This window comes from Hallella multisaccharivorax DSM 17128 (assembly GCF_000218235.1).
In the GTDB taxonomy this organism is placed as follows: Bacteria; Bacteroidota; Bacteroidia; order Bacteroidales; family Bacteroidaceae; genus Prevotella; species Prevotella multisaccharivorax.
Map to the genome: position 1 here is coordinate 1,167,330 of NZ_GL945017.1, position 15,205 is coordinate 1,182,534.

11 protein-coding genes are annotated in these 15,205 nt (G+C 51.5%); 1 reads left to right on the top strand and 10 read right to left on the bottom strand.

Annotated features, from left to right (window positions below; translation table 11 throughout):
* Positions 1–19 precede the first annotated feature (19 nt).
* Genes PREMU_RS05100 through PREMU_RS05110 form a run of 3 tightly spaced genes read right to left on the bottom strand, consistent with a single transcriptional unit; the run spans position 20 to position 5,114 of the window.
* Entirely contained in the window at positions 20–3,247 is a 3,228-nt protein-coding gene (locus PREMU_RS05100; RefSeq protein ID WP_007573628.1) for a S41 family peptidase, read from the bottom strand.
* Positions 3,244–4,296, bottom strand: coding sequence for a DUF4435 domain-containing protein (locus tag PREMU_RS05105; RefSeq protein WP_007573631.1), 1,053 nt, complete (start codon positions 4,294–4,296; stop codon positions 3,244–3,246). The genes PREMU_RS05100 and PREMU_RS05105 overlap by 4 nt, the downstream gene beginning before the upstream one ends.
* 2 nt (positions 4,297–4,298) lie before the next feature.
* Entirely contained in the window at positions 4,299–5,114 is an 816-nt protein-coding gene (locus tag PREMU_RS05110; protein WP_007573632.1) for an AAA family ATPase, read from the bottom strand.
* Positions 5,115–5,231: 117 nt separating this feature from the next.
* Between PREMU_RS05110 and PREMU_RS05115 the strand changes: the two genes are divergently transcribed.
* On the top strand, positions 5,232–6,146 hold the full coding sequence (locus PREMU_RS05115; protein ID WP_007573634.1) for a DMT family transporter: 915 nt from the start codon (positions 5,232–5,234) through the stop codon (positions 6,144–6,146).
* A gap of 192 nt (positions 6,147–6,338) precedes the next feature.
* Here PREMU_RS05115 and PREMU_RS05120 read toward each other — a convergent pair whose 3' ends face one another.
* The 7 genes from PREMU_RS05120 to PREMU_RS05150 form a co-directional block, all read right to left on the bottom strand.
* Positions 6,339–8,567: an outer membrane beta-barrel family protein gene (locus PREMU_RS05120; RefSeq protein WP_007573637.1), complete on the bottom strand. Its 2,229-nt coding sequence runs from the start codon at positions 8,565–8,567 to the stop codon at positions 6,339–6,341.
* Positions 8,568–8,647: 80 nt separating this feature from the next.
* Positions 8,648–9,007: a GntR family transcriptional regulator gene (locus PREMU_RS05125; protein WP_007573638.1), complete on the bottom strand. Its 360-nt coding sequence runs from the start codon at positions 9,005–9,007 to the stop codon at positions 8,648–8,650.
* A 12-nt stretch (positions 9,008–9,019) separates the two neighbouring features.
* A complete protein-coding gene (locus tag PREMU_RS05130; protein WP_007573640.1) occupies positions 9,020–9,799 on the bottom strand; it encodes a GIN domain-containing protein in 780 nt (259 codons plus the stop codon).
* Positions 9,800–9,824: 25 nt separating this feature from the next.
* The gene (locus PREMU_RS05135) at positions 9,825–10,619 is read right to left on the bottom strand and encodes a hypothetical protein (RefSeq protein WP_007573641.1); all 795 of its coding nucleotides are present in this window, start codon (positions 10,617–10,619) and stop codon (positions 9,825–9,827) included.
* Between the two features lie 45 nt (positions 10,620–10,664).
* Entirely contained in the window at positions 10,665–11,489 is an 825-nt protein-coding gene (locus PREMU_RS05140) for an ABC transporter ATP-binding protein (protein ID WP_007573642.1), read from the bottom strand.
* 320 nt (positions 11,490–11,809) lie between these two features.
* On the bottom strand, positions 11,810–12,730 hold the full coding sequence (locus PREMU_RS05145) for a DUF7017 domain-containing protein (RefSeq protein WP_007573643.1): 921 nt from the start codon (positions 12,728–12,730) through the stop codon (positions 11,810–11,812).
* A gap of 258 nt (positions 12,731–12,988) precedes the next feature.
* The gene (locus tag PREMU_RS05150; RefSeq protein ID WP_007573644.1) at positions 12,989–14,950 is read right to left on the bottom strand and encodes an alpha-L-arabinofuranosidase C-terminal domain-containing protein; all 1,962 of its coding nucleotides are present in this window, start codon (positions 14,948–14,950) and stop codon (positions 12,989–12,991) included.
* Between the last annotated feature and the right edge of the window lie 255 nt (positions 14,951–15,205).

The following is a 15,205-nucleotide window of genomic DNA, read 5'->3' on the forward strand; positions in this document are numbered from 1 at the left end:
AATACTTATCTCCTTTTCCTTACTTGAAGTTCTCCACGGCAGCTTTCAGCTGCTCATCGTTTCCCGTTTCATAGTCATGTGGGGTGTTGTAGACTGTGATGTCCGGGTTGAGCTGCTTGTTTTCGAAGAACTGTCCATCCATTCCTTCGTTACCAACCTGCGGGATACCGAAGACCATACCGTTCATCATCGTCTCCCACCACACAGCAGTCATGGTTCCTGCAACGGGTGTGCCGACAAGTTTGCCGATACCGAGTGTCTTGTAGATGGCAGGAAATCCGTGCCCGTTGCTGTAGTCGTCCTCACAAATCATGACGCAGGAGGGCTTCACCCACTTATTCCAAGGATCGTAGCCGATATACTTGCCATGAGCGATAAACCTGGCATACTGCTTGCCCGAGAGCAGGGTACAGAGGTCGTCGTGCAGCCATCCGCCACCATTGTGTCGCTCGTCGACGATGACGGCTTTCTTCATGCGCATCGAATCGGATAGCAGTTGGCTGAATATCGTACGGAAGCTTTCACTGTTCATCTCCTTTACATGAACGTAGCCGACAGTGCCATGGGAGAGTGAATCTACCATATGGCGGTTGCGGTCCACCCATCGACGATAGAGCAGGTTGGTTTGAGCAGAGCGTGAGATGGCGCGGATGACTACGTCGAAATGCTTCTTCTTTGCGGGGTCGAAAACCGCAACGTGCATCATTTTGCCGGATTTACCCTCAAGAAGCGACGTATAGTCTTCGCCTTTGCGTATTTTCTGTCCGTCGATGGCCTCGATGATACAGCCTTTTCTCACGCCGGTGTCGCGTACGACAAATGGTCCACGGGCAATAACTTCCTCTACTTTCAGGCCGTCACCGTCGTAGTTGTTGTCGAAGAAGAGTCCGAGAGCTGCCGTTTGAAGTGGCTCGCCATACGGATAGTAGCGTGATCCTGTGTGGGAGGCATTGAGCTCACCGAGCAATTCGGAAAGTAGGTCGCTGAAATCGTAGTTGTTGTTGATGTAAGGCAGGAATTTAGCATACGTCTTTTTGTAGCCTTCCCAATCGACGCCATGCAGTTTGGGGTCGTAGAACTTGTCTTTTACCTGCTGCCATGCATGGTTGAAGATATAGGCACGCTCATCATAGGGACGGTAGTTGAACGGTGCTTCAAAGTTGATGTACTTTTGTGAATTCTCGGCAAGATTGATTTTGCAGATACCGTTGTTATAGACATAGAGGTTTTTGAAGTCCTTGTCAGCTTCAAGTCCGTACCCTACGTTCTTCAATACAATCTCTGTCTTGTTTTCTAAAAGGTCTCTTTTCCACAGGTCGTAGCCTCCTTCGAAGCGCGCCTGGTAATACAGCGTGTCTCCTCCGGGTGAGAGGATGACATCACCCATGTGTGAAGAGTTGACGGTAAGGCGGATAATGCGGTCGCGGCAATTGGCGAGGTCAAATTTCAAGGTCTTACTGTCGTCCTTTTTCTCTTTGTCTTGAGCTTTCTTAGTATTCCATTTACGGAACTTGATCAGAGGCTTTTTCTTCTTTGTGGTATCTTGTTTCTCTTTCTTGTGTGCCTCATCGTAGAGCGCGCGCTCCTCTTTGCCCATACGGAATCTTTCGTATGCGTCAAGGTCGAAGAACATAATGTAAGCGTCGTCCTCAGCACCCCAACTGCCGTGACTGCGGTAGCCGGCACGGTCACTCATGAACACCATTGCCTTGCCACCAAGTGCCCATCGCCCGTTGTTGTCGTTATAGCCGCTGTTGGTAAGATTGGTGATTTTCTGACTGCCGTCTGCAGGCACAAGAGCAATGTCGCTGTTGTTCCAGCCTCCGTTGCCGATATAGTTGGACAATAGCCAGCGGCTGTCAGGGCTCCACTTGAACCATAGGTCTCCGTCTTGGTAACTGTACTGGAACTTGCCGTCCATGAGCTTGCGCACAGTTTTAGTCTTCACGTCGACAGTCTTCAGCGTGCCGCGGTCTTCTATGTAGGCTACGCTCTTGCCATCGGGACTGTAGGCCGGTTGCATGTCAACAAGTGATGAATTGACGAGTTGTTCTTCCTTGAGTTGTGTGGCGTAGGTGAACTGTTTCTCGTCTTTCTTGACAATGCTTGTCTGGTAAATCTGCCATAGTCCGTTTCGCTCAGAGGCGTAGACAAGACTGCGTCCGTCGGGCGAGAAGTTGATGTTTCGCTCCTGTTCAGGCGTGTCAGTAATCTGTTTGGTGGTGGTATAGTCGGTGGAAGTGACGTAGACATCGCCGTGAACGACGAAGGCAACCTCCTTGCCTGATGGCGATACGGTAAATTCCGTCGCACCACTCTTGAGCACCTGCCGCTGGAGCTTGTCGCTGCCATCGTCGGCTACAACCGATACATCCAGCTTGACGGGCTGGCTACCTTCACGAAGCGTATAGATCTCACCGTCGTATCCATAGCATAGTGTACCGTCGGCGGCGCGTGTCAGAAAGCGCACGGGGTTGCCTTTGTAGTGGGTGAGCTGTGTTTTTGTGGTCTGGCCGATACGCCGTTTGTAGACATTGAAGGTACCATCTTCCTCGCTCAGGTAATAATAGGTGTCGGCATCGCTTCCCCAAACGGGTGTGCGGTCCTCTCCTGCAAAGTCAGTGAGCTTGGTGTAGGTACCATTTTTGTAAAGCCAGATGTCGCGGCAGATGGGTGACTGGTGATGCTTGCGGAAGTAATCCTCATAGCCTTTCTGGTCGTGATAGAGTATTGCTCCGTCTTTACTCACGCTGATGTCCTGCATGGTGATGTCGGAGAAGAGCCGCATGCGCCCGCCATTGACGCTGACCTTGTATACCTGTGGGAAGCTGTTGCTGGCGAAGACGATGCTTGCTGCTGTCGGCATGATGGATGCCTGCAGCAAGATGGTGCTGTCGTTCAGCCATGCCAGGGGCGTCTCGTTGCCGCTGTCGGTGGTCAACCGCCGTGGCGAGCCACCATTTCTGCCGACAACATAAACGTCCTTGCTGCCCTCGCGGGTTGATAAGAAAGCTATCTGCCGTGAGTCGGGGCTCCAGACAGGGCATGCCTCATAAGCGGGATTGGTTGTGATCTGCCGTGCCTGTCCACCGGTGGAAGGCACTGTCCAGATGTCTCCTCTGTAGGAGAAGGCTACCGTTTGCCCATCAGGCGAGATGGCAGGGTAACGCATCCACAAAGGGTTACTTTGCGCCATTGCGGCAGCCGCGGCAAGCGGGACGGCAACAGCTAAAAGAAATCTTTTCATTCCTGAAGTGTGTTTATGGTTGTTGTATCGTTAGTTGTTTGTTTCTCAGTTTGTTGAAGCCGCTGCATAAATGCCGTGAGGTCGGCCTTGATATGGCGGTAGGGCTCTGAGGTGGCGAAGCTCGTGTTCTTTTTGAGCATGGGGATGACGTCTTCAACAGAGTTGTTGTAGCATGACAATTCGTTGCGGCGTTGTGTTCCATGCACGCTCTGGCATGCTATTTCTGCCTGTCGTTGGCGGATGAGCTTGTCGCAGACACGGTTCATCATCGGCACTACGACTTTGTCGAAGAGATGATGCCCCTGGATGTAAAGGTAAGTGGTCTCCGGCGTTACGCCGAGTTGGCGCAGCTCTTTTGCCAAGGCAGAGTAGCTTTCCGTGGCAAGGGGATTGTTCCGACGCAGCTGTTCACACCGCTTGCTGACTTTATTTCTGACTTGCGCGATGATATGGTCTGCATTGCCCATATTGAAATTGCCCGTCTCGATGATATGTAGGAAGTCGGTCATCGTGAATTGTCCGTATCGATTCATGCGGTAATACCAGATGTTCCATACGAAGAGCGGCCAGATGGCGCGGGAGAGCTCTTCGAGATACTGCTGTATGTTGAAGATGACACGGTCGTTGAGTGTCACGGCCACGCATACGTCATGGAGCGATGGCGCGTAGCACTGCATGTTCTCGATGGCGTAGGCATAGGTGTGGAAGATAAAAGGGTTCCCGTTTATTTGTCGTGAAATCTCTGTGGCGCCCTGTATAAGGTAGTCGTAATCGGCATCTACGCAGGCGATGAGCCACTGTCCCGTCTTTCCGTTCAGGGCACTCATCAAGGCGGCTTTCTTGCCTCGCTCTAAGTTGTTCTCACGGGTGGGGAGCATGATCTCGAAATAATAGTACTCGGTCTCGAACTGGCTTAGGATGCTTCTCCAGAAGAAAACGTCGTCGTAGCTTTCCACATAGGCTACTATTTTTCTGCGTTGCCGGCGCGGGTTGAGACGGTTGGCCGCCTCCAAATAGTGGGAGGTGAGATTGTCCTGAAGCCGTCTCATACTCAGACTGTTATGTCAGACACTTCCGTCACCTTATCCATCCATCCGTTCATAATGACGGCAGGGGAATGGGTGGTGAGAATGATCTGAACGTTTGGATTGAGCTCAAGGATGAGGTCGATCAGTTTTTTCTGCCATTCTATATGGAGGCTCACTTCTGGCTCGTCCATGAAGAGAACGTAAGGTTTCTGGTCTTCTACAAGCACCGTAAGCAGGATAGCGAGGATCTGTTTCTCGCCACTCGACAGTTGATAAGGCACCAGCGTCTCACCAATCTGTGAGAAGCTGATCTCATTTTCGGTGCGTACGATTTTCTTACCTGTATCGGCAAAGAGAGAATCAATGATATCCTGAAACTTCTTCTTCGGCTCAGAGAGCTTCTGTGCGTCGCTGGCGGCCTGTGCTCCGCCTTTCTGCAATACCTCGATGATGCGGTTTCCGATGTTGACTTGATAATCAAGGTATTTGCGTTGGAGTTTATAGAGCTGCCAGTCAAGTTCGGTGGCGAGGGAAATATTCATCTGCGAGATGACCTCTGCGTTGATGAGCGGCCGGTCAAATGAGCGTATGATGTCGAAGCGTATCCAGTTGGCATCCTCGGGATCCACCTTGAGGTGTACGCCTTTGAGCATATGTGAGGGAAATTCGCCACCGGCAGAGAGCCCCTTTACCACCTTGTTGATGATGGTTGACTTGCCTACACCATTGACCCCACTGAGGATATTCACGCGGCGGTCAAGGTTCCACAAGATGTGCTTGCGGCCGCTCCACAGCGCGTCGATCTCTATTTGGGTGATATAGTCTGCATATTTTTGCATGGCTTTTATAGATTGCAGTGTTATTTGTGGCAAAAATAATAAAAATATTACTTTGTTGATACAATAAGGTTAAGAAATTGCTATCTTTGCAACGTTTTTTAGGAATTGCTTGTGTTAATGGGTAACAATAAGCCGCTTCAGGCGCATCTGAGCCTGCTCTCGGCAGAGATCTTCTGGGGACTGCTGGCTCCGCTGGGCAAAGATGTGATGCTTCATGGCGTTGACAATGTTTCGCTCGTTTCTTTCCGTGTGGCTGGAGCAGCCCTGCTTTTTTGGTTCTCATCACTGTTTGTCAAGGAGCGCATGCCGTGGCGTCATGTGTTGCTCATGGCCGGCGCCGCGTTGTTAGGCGTGGTTTTCAACCAGTGTCTCTACACGGTAGGGCTGAGTTTCACGTCGCCGGTCAACTCCAGTATCGTGACCACATCCATGCCTATTTTTGCCATGGTGCTTTCGTTTTTTATCCTGCGTGAGCCACTCACGTGGATGAAAGTCGGCGGTGTGGCGATGGGGTGTGCCGGAGCAGTCTTCCTGATCTTGTCGAGTGCGCATAGCGGAGGCAAGACAGGAAACATTTGGGGCGACTTGATGTGCATGGGCGCGCAGTTGTCTTTCGCGCTCTATCTGACGCTTTACAACCCCCTGATCAGAAAATACAATGTAGTGACCGTCAATAAGTGGATGTTCACTTGGTCGTGTCTTTTCCTGTTGCCTTTCACCGGCGCGCATGTATCCTGCTTGTCATGGCAGGCCATCACGCCGGCAATGTGGCTTGAGGTGGGCTATGTGGTGATCTTTGGCACATTTTTAAGCTATCTGCTTGCGGTGGTGGGACAACGGATACTTCGTCCTACGGTGGTCAGCGTGTACAATTATGTGCAGCCGGTGGTGTCGGTTGTCGTCAGCGTACTCACGGGGCTGAGTGTGTTCACCGTGCCCCAGGGCCTCGCTGTCATTCTGATATTCTCGGGCGTATGGCTGGTGGTGAGGTCGAAGTCCAAGCGTGATCTGGTGGACAGCAATAACCAATGATTCTTCCTTCACGCTGTAGAGGCAATGCCATTACGCCGTAGAGGCAATGCCATTACAGTGTAGAGGCAATGCGATTACAGTGTAGAGGCAATGCCATTACAGTGTAGAGACAATGCGATTATGGTGTAGAGGCATCGCGAGTTTGCGGTGCAGTTGCTTGCCGTTGTGATGTATCTGTGGATGGTCCACGCCTCACATGCCGATTCCTGACGTCGGGTCTTCTTTCTTTCGTGCGTCGTTGAAGTCGTTCTTGATGTTGCTCTTGTATTGGTTGAATTGCTTCTTCGTGTTTCCAAAGTTCCATTTCACGGAGATCATTCCCATCTGCAGGGGGAACGAAATGCACGAAAGGTTGCTGAAATCCTTTCCGTTTGCCAGCGTCTTGATGGTTAAACGTTTGCCGAAAGGATTGATATAACGTGCCGAGAGCTCCAATCTGTCTTTAAGGAACGTACGGGTAAGGGAGAGAGTGAGGATGTGCATCGAGCTGCTGCCGTACCCCATGAGGTTATAGTCACGGGTTCTGGCGAAGATGCCTGCTGTACCCTTGATTTCCCAGGGCAGTTGCTGCTCGAGTCCGAGATAGCCGTTACCGCCCCATCCCCAGTTGTGCAGGCCTGCCTCCTTGGCTTTCCAGTCGCCGTAGCCCACTTTGCCATTGAACATTATAGTCGTAGTCTTGCTCATCACAAAGCGGACAAAAGCCGAGAGAAACGTCATACTGCTGCGGCCGTTGTTGGCGTAGGTGGTGTTGTACTTGTTGTCTTTGTCCACAAATGAATAGTTCTCAATCTCGTTGCCACTGTAATCCTGGCTGAGACTGGCATTGAACATGAACTTTGGCGAGAAGAAGTTGTAGGCCAGGCTGATGTCGTGCGCTTTGACTACGGCCAACGAGGGACTGCCGTAGCTCAAGGCTGTGGGGTCGGTGCGGTCGGTGTAGGGGTTGAGTTGTGAGATGTCCGGCCGCGAGATGCGCATGGTATAGGTCAGACCGATGTTGGAGGTTGGCGTGAGATTGTAGCCTGTGCTGGCCGAGGGTACGAGGTTGCCATAGTCCTTGTGGAAGTCGCGCTCGCTGCGGTCTCTGTATTTCACGCTCTCAAATGTATGTTCATAGCGCAGGCCGAGGCGTGCGTTGAACTTTTCTTTGGCTATTTTATATTGTGCGTATCCTGCCACGATGTTCTGGAGGTTGCGGTAGTTGATGCTGTTGTCAGCATTGAACACGTCGACCCCCTTCTCTACGTCATAGAAGCGGTTGTCGCTTTTGTTGCGACGGCTGATAAACTTTGCACCGGTCTCTAAGGTCTGTCCTTGGCCGAGGTCGAGGGTGAAATCGCCCTGCACGGTGTGGCTTGTGCCCCACGTGTGCGAGTCGGAGAAGAGGTTGTTGAGGGTGAGCCTCACGACGTTGCCCACATTATTATATAGGGTGCGCGTGCGGTTGCGTGCGGGGTTATAGTCGTAGAGATAGCTGAGAATGAACGAGGAAGTGTGGCCGGCGTTGAGCCATCGTTGGTAATCGGCACTGGCGTTGGTGCCCATGAAGCGGCTGTGCTGGCTGAGGTCGTATTGGTAGCGGAATCCCGTACCGTAGATGCCGCCTTGGAAAGCCATTGTCGGCGAGAAGTTGTTGTTTTGTGCGCCACCGCTGACACCGACGCTTGCGCCGATGCTTCTGAGCGAGTCGATGGCATAGCCAAGGGTGAGAGTGCCCATCGTGAAAGGCTGGCGTACGGTGTTGTTCATGGAGGAGACTTGACTTGACAGGCCATCGGCGCTGCTCTGGACGCGCGTATTCTCCATGTTGAAGTCTTTGATGGTGGCCCATTGCGTGAAGGCATCGACGCTGTAAGTGAACTTTCCCTGTTGCCCGCCAACGTAGGAGCTGGCCCCCACGCCTTTTGTGCTGGCGTAGAGGGCCATGTTGCCGTTGTAGCAATTGCTACAGTCCGTGAGGCCTTGGCTGTTATTGTGCAACATTTTGATGTCGAGTACGCCCATGGTGCCCTCTGCATCATACTTGGCTCCGGGTGAGCTGATGACCTCCACACTCTGCACCATGGAGGCGGGAATGGACTTGGCTATCTGTGAGAGATTGCTTTGAAACATCTGGTTAGGCTTGCCGTCGACATAGACTTTGAAGTTGGAGGAACCTTTCACGCTGACGTTGTCTTGTCCGTCTACGGTGACCATGGGCACCTTGCGCAGCATGTCGAGGAGTGTCATCGTCTTTGAGTCGGGGTCTTGCTGCACGTTATAGGTCATCTTGTCGGTGGTCATCTTCACCACCGGCTTCTGTGCCACGACCTCTACGCCCTGCAGATTGAGAGTGTCCTTGATGTCTTGTGCCATGGATGTCAACGGACAGAGCGCCAGTATGCTGAGAGAAAGCAGAAATTTTCTGGTTGTTTTCATTGTTATTTTTGTCTTATTAGAGTGTTATGGAAATCACGTTTGCTGGGTGCGGGCGGCCGTTAGGGGCCGCCTCCGCGTTGTCAGGACTGGACGGAAGCGTAGGCTTTACGGATGTCGTCCATCGTAATGTCGAGCAGTTTCATCTGTCTGACCACTTCGGGCAGTACGGTTTTGAGAAAGGTGTTGCGCCTTGTGGCCTTGATATATTGCTGTGCATCTTCCGCTACGAAATAGCCGAGGCCGCGCTTATTGAAGATGACACCTTCCTGTGCGAGCTGTTCGTAGGCCTTAACCGCTGTATTGGCGTTGACTCCAAGCCTTGCAGCATACTCGCGCATGCTGGGGACACGGTCGAAAGCCTTGTAGACTCCGGCGAGGATCTCGTCGCTCAGGCGGTCAGCTATCTGCAGATAGATGGCTTTGTCGTTGTTGAATGCCATAAGCCTAACGATTTATTTACCTAATCGCAGCTTAGAGGTATAGATGTCTCCACTGCCTGAAACTTGTTTGTCGAGGGTCTCCAGCTGCCCCGAAAGCTTGATATCTCCACTTCCTGAAATGCTTACAGCGGCATGTCTGCAACCGCTGAAGGTGAGGTCGGCGTCGCCGGATCCGGCTATGGTCAGCTGTGTGTCGTTCACATTGTTGAGCTTGCTGCTGACGTCTCCGCTGCCGGCTATGCCATAGTCCACTTTGTTGGCCCGGATAGTACCGGTGATGAGATCGCCACTTCCTGACAATTGATAGGTGAAATTCTTGCTGAGTGACACACCTTTCAGGCTGGTGTCACCGCTGCCTGCTATGCTGATGTTGAGACTTTCGCCGTTGATATCCTTATCTGTTGTGAAGTCACCGCTGCCGTAGGTCTCTACATTGGTCAGGCTTGGTGCGCTGACCCACAGTTCGGCACCGTATTCATTGTTGATACGTAAAACGGTTATGCCTTTCCTTTCCCTTTGAGATAATTCGTAGATAGACAGGACATTACCGTCCTCCACGCTGATATTATGGGTGTCTCGCCACAGCTGAGTGGCTTTGAGTGTGACTTTGAAGGTGTCTGACTGTATGAAATGTATATCGCAGCCAGTACTGTTGCGGATGGCGGAGAAGTTGCGGAGATTGAGCTGCCACGTCTTTGCCGGTTCTTTACTGTCGTTGACTTTCTCGATACGGCAAGCTGAAAAGGAGAGGATGGCTATGAGCACAAAGAGAAGGGATATTGTTCTTTTCATGATGCTATGTGTTTTAAAAGGGTGATTACTTGTTGATCCATTTGTTGTTAATGACCTGCAGACGGGTGTACTTGCGATAGGCAAACCAGAAGCAGAATGCTATGAATAAAATATTGAGTAGGATTAATGCGGCGTTAAACCAATTGTCGTAGAGAATAATGACATAGCCGCTTTGGGTTAAATCCACAAGGCCTGCTGCCAATGCCGTAGTCATGAGAATCAGCATGCTGATGACTATCCACGAAAGTACTGCCATGACTGCTGGCTGCTTGTGGAAAATGCTCCCCAGGAAAATAAAGGAGGCATGTAAAGAGATGAGGCAAAACACAAATATCGCAGTGTAGACGGTATGCGTGTCAGTCCAGGCGCTTCCGCTGATCATGCCTTTGATCATCTGGACTGCAGAACTGGTGGCCCATTGCTCCTGCCCTAATCCGAAAGTAAGCGTGAGCAGATGCTGTACGAGGTCGCCCGCAAGGAAACTGGGAATGGCCACCAGCGGGATGATAATGAAGTGAATGAGGTAACGCGCGATGAACTTCTCCTGGTTGGATGCCGGCAACATGAACTCATTGATGCGCTCCTGGCGCGACTTGAGATGAGTGAAGAAGGTGGCACCGCCCAATAGCAGATAAGCGCAGAGACCAATGGTAACGATGGGGGCAGTCTGATCGGTGGTGTTGGCGTTCCTGTTGAGTATCAGTCCAAAGATCTGCGGGATGACGATGATTCCGAAGAAGACCAGTGCGAAGGTGATGAGCTGACGCCTGCTGATGGCTAATTGCCAGAGGAGCACATGGAAGAATCTCTTTATATTCATGATGATGTTGTTTTTCTGTGATGGTTAAGTTGAGGCTGTTCTTTCCTATGACAAACATTTCCCGCTGATGACGGCATTGAAGAGCAGTTCAAGGTTCACTTGAGTCTCCTCCTCGTCTTCCTGCCTTTCCACGATGGCAGCGTTGCCTTGCAGGGTCGGCTCAGCGTAGATGACCCGACTGTCAGTTTCGGCAGGGGTGAGATAACGGAAGGCGTAACGTTTCGACACATCGGCGATGGAGCTGTTGAGCAGCACACGGCTCTGATCAATGATGACGACGTGGTCGAGCAGGCTCTCGATGTCGTGAACCTGGTGGGTGGAGATGATGAGCGTGCGGTCTTCGGCCATGTAGTTGGCGATAACCTTGCGGAAGAGTGCCTTCGAGGGGATGTCGAGCCCGTTGGTCGGCTCGTCCATCATCAGCAGACGGGTGCCCGTGGCAATGGCAAAGCTCATGTATACTTTCTTCTTCTGACCCATTGACAGTTCCTTGAGATTGGGCCTTATGGGCATCTCGAAGTCGGAAAGACATTTTGACAGCAGTTCGTCGCTGAAGGTGGGGTAGAAGATGCGCATCATGGCAGAGAAAGTGTCGAAGCTCATATCGGGCATGGCATACTCCTCGGGAACGATGAATAGCTGCCGTAGCATTTCGGGTTTGCGTAGGCGGCTCTCTATGTCATCCATGCTGACGGTGCCTGTGTCGGGACGGAGCAGGCCGCTGATGAGATAGAGCAGTGTCGACTTACCGGTGCCATTCTTGCCTAACAGGCCGTAGACGTTGCCTGCCTCCAGTTGCAAGTCGAAGTGATTGAACACTTGGTGCTTGCTGCCCTGGTAGTGAAAACAGAGGTCTCTTACTTCAATCATATTGTCTTTGTTTATAATGATTATTATCTATATTAGTGTACCACATTAATAGTACACTGCAAAGATAATATGATTATCCTTATATGTCCAAATATTTTAGCAATAATCCTTAAATAAATAACATTGTTTAATACATTGTTACAACTGTTATTAATTTAGGCTTACATTTTTGATAGGTTTGCACCATTCTGCATCTCTCTTTTGCTATCATCTTTACAAGGGTTGGCGGGAAGCAGAGTGGGAAAAGGGAATCATGCAGCAGCAGGGAATAAAAGCGTGGAGAACAACTCAAAAGTGATTTTTAACGCGTAAGAGGGAGTTCATGCGAGTATTCTTTCCACAGCTTTCTCTGACCGCTCATAGAGTGTCTGCTCCTCACTGGAAGAGACGGGTGTGACCTCCTTGAGTATTGTTTGCAGGCGGAGCGCTGACGGTACGACACGCTGGTTGTATCGTTGCTTGATATCCATGTAACGTGCCAACTCAAAGGCTGCGCGGCGGGGTAGGGTGGCGTGCATGAGCCATGCCAGCTCAAGATGATATTTGGCGGTGTACTCTTCCCGCCACTGATGCACGATGGCCTGGCAGTAAAGGGCTATCTTCTGCGTGTTATCGGTGAGCAGTTTGGCAAGCTCAGCATATAGATAGCTGTCGTGATGCCGTTTGAGGAGCAGCTTATAAGCATCGACAGCCTTATCGGTGTGACCCACTAAGCTGTGCATCTGTGCCAGGTGTCTGAGGTTTCCCTTGTAGTAAGGCGCCTTTTCGAAGGCTTTTCTGAAGAGGTCGGCTATCTGGTCAATATAGGCCGCGTCTCGTTTGGACAGGTCTTTCAGCAAGTGGTTTACTACCTGCTGTCCGAGCGACGGCACTTTATGGCCTCCGGCCATATAAGGTTGCCAGTCGGCGTCGGTCATGCGATTGAACCAGGGCATGAAGTAGATCAGGTTGAAGTCGTCCACGAGTCGGTCCATGGCGAGTGCCGCGTTGATGATGGCTCTGTTGCCCTGACCGATGCGGTCCGGGGTCTGGGGGTAGAGCCTGACCAGCTGCAGCAGCAGTCGTCGTGCTTCTGCGGTACGCTTCTCTTTGGCGCGCAGCTTGAACAAGTCGTTAGTACACCAGAACATGCACAGGTTGGTGTGCGGCCCACGATGTATTGCGTAGAGTTGCATGATGGCACGGTAGGCCTCCTCATAGTGACCTTCCTTCCGCATGGCAAAGACTTCTCTCACTTCCATGGCCTTTGGTTTTGGTTAATGGTTTATCAAAGTTAATACATTTCTTTCAGAAAGAATAATATTTCCTTTGTTTTTTTTCCAGCCAGCGTTTTCTGTTTACTCTAAACGCGATTACGCCGTAAACGCGATGCGTCTACGGCGTAATGGCAATGCGTCTACGGTGTAATGGCAATGCGTTTACGGCGTAATGGCAATGCGTCTACGGTGTAATGGCAATGCGTTTACGGCGTAGAGGCGGTGCGTCTGTAGCGTGCAGACTTATTCTACAATAAACACACTGAAGCTCTTGGCGGGCAGCGTGACAGAGAGACTGTTGCCGTTTGCTGTAATGTCCTGTGTGACAGGTTTTACGTTATCAGGGTGATCGAGACTGTTGTTGTCGGTCAGCTTGGCCGTGAGCAGTGTCTGTCGGGCAGCTGTGAGTTTTTTCAAGCCTTTCAGCTGGATGCTGACGGTCTGTTGTCGGTCGAGACTATTGCCCACCTTGACAATGTACTGCCGCTTGATTTTATCAAGTACAGCACTGGCATAAAGGCCGTTTTTGCCCTCTACGGGGGTGCCGTTCTCCGTCAGTTTCAGCATGTTGGTGCCCTTGTTGGTGCCATATAGCATCTGTACATACCAGTTGGGCGTGCGCACCGAGCGCAGATTGTCAAACCAGATGAGGTCGGGTCTCCACTGCCATCCCTCAACGTGCGCGAAGAGTGGAGCATAGGTGGCCTGATAGACGACATCGGCGTTGCGCTCCAGTCCGGTCATGAAGCATGCCTCAGCGAGAGCTGCCTCGAAGTCGTTCATGGCGGTGGTGGGCTGATCGCCCCTCTTGTTGACGTGGGCGGCATATTCTCCGGCGAAAACTTTAGGCCCCTTTCGCGAGTAGTTGTCGTAGCGACCGGCATTTTTCAGGAACCATTCAGGCGATTTGTAATAGTGTTCATCTACGAGGTCGACATTGAGCCGGCGCATCTCTTTCCATCCATAATCAAAGTTGTCGCCCTCAGCCAGGGGGCCGGCTGAGCCGCAGATCTTGATGTCTGGATACTTGGCGCGTATTTGTTTAATGAATTCAGCGAGGCGTTCGGGATAGAGCGGTCCCCACTGTTCATTACCGATGCCTATCTGCTTGAGGTTGAACGGCTTGGGATGCCCCATGTCAGCCCGAAGCTTTCCCCACTTAGTGTTGACGGAGCCGTTGGCGAATTCGATGAGGTCAAGAGCATCGTCGATATACGGTTGCAGGTCCTTCACGGCCACATGGGCATTGATATCGTTGTCATCGTTTTGGTATTGGCAGGCCAATCCCACGGATAGCACGGGCAAAGGCTCAGCGCCGATTTTTTCGGAGAGTAAGAAATACTCGTAGAATCCGAGGCCGTAGCTCTGATAATAGTTCGGGAAGAGGCGGTGCGCGAAGGTGTAGTTCCATCGGTTCTCGTTGAGAGGCCTGTCTTCCGGGCATCCGACGGAGTTCTTCCACTCGTATCTGGTGGCGAGATCAGTGCCTTCAACGATACACCCGCCTGGGAAGCGGAAGATGCCTGGATGCAAGTCCTCGAGGTCTTTCACAAGGTCGGCGCGTAGTCCGTGCCAGTTATCCTCAGGGAAAAGTGACACAAAGTCGAGGTCAACAGGTTCGCCACCTTCGAGGAAGATGCGCATCAGGCCCTTCTGTAGCGTCTGGCGTGCAGTCAGCGTGGCGGTGTATTTGTGCCATTTGTTGTCGGCTACAGTGAGAGTCTGCTTGTCCATGGGCACGTCGTTGTCATCGACGAGCTCTGCCCTCAGCTTAGCCTGCTTGCCTTGCAAATTGTTGAGGCGCGCGTAGACGGTGAAGTCATACTTCATGCCTTTCTTGAATCCCATTCCGAAGAATCCGCGGTTCTCCAGTCCGCTCTGTTTCTCTCGGTGGCCGCTGGGGGTGATGGTGACATAGTGCGGGTTGCGTTTGAAAGCCGGTTCATAGTCGTTGACCGCCACTTTTCCGAAAGTGTTCCATCCCATGAGATGTTGTGGAAACTCGAAGCTTCGGTTTTGCACCATCTCAGCGTAGAGCCCACCGTCGGCACCGAAGTTGATGTCCTCGAAGAAGATGCCGTACATGGTTGGCTGGATGGGAGCGCCTGGTTTGCCGGCCTCCACGGTGAGCTCGCGCGTCTGGGCGTTGGCCGTCAGCGACAGAGCGGTAGTGAGGATCAATGACCAGATAGTGTTTCTTTTCATAATCTTGGTATTGTTTTACGTTATTGTTAGTTGCTGGTTTTCCAAAAACATTGGCAAATTTACGGTTTTATTTGGAGAGAAGGGTGTAAAAATACACCTTTTTAGGTCACAATACAATATTTTCCAATAACTTCTTCATTTTTTCCACATTGCTTCATGCCGTTTTCCTCACGCGGGCTGTCTGTTTTCTGGTATGATGCAAAGTCTTTTCACACAAAAAAGGCCGTGACATTCTTTTCGAAGTCCGGCCTTAGC